Annotated in this window: 1 protein-coding gene; it reads right to left on the bottom strand. The window is 58.7% G+C overall.

From position 1 onward, the window contains the following. Positions 1-264, bottom strand: a 264-nt coding sequence (locus SAY88_RS25170) for a hypothetical protein (protein ID WP_332635164.1), incomplete at both ends; no start/stop codon positions are given.

Here is a 264-nt window from a genome sequence, read left to right as displayed (position 1 = left end):
TCGATTGCGGCGTGCCCACCGTTGAGGGTCGCAAGAACGCGGGCATACTTCCGCATCAGACCATCAATGTCATCTGATTCGTAGCCGTTCTGGAACTCCCGAACGGCTGCTGTCTCGAACATGGAGATGGCAGTTGGGAGCCGCTGGTGCCTCTCATACCAGCCTTCCGTGGTGTCGCACTTGGCAAACGCCTGCAGCTGGGCCAGCATCTGGGCTTGGTGCTCCGGATCCTGATACTTCTGGAACACCAGATTCTGGGTCGAG

The organism is Halalkalibacter flavus (assembly GCF_036663575.1).
Lineage (GTDB): Bacteria > Bacillota > Bacilli > Bacillales > Bacillaceae_D > Halalkalibacter > Halalkalibacter flavus.
Note: the sequence above shows the minus strand (reverse complement) of the source record. Positions and strands in the feature narration are given on the sequence as shown.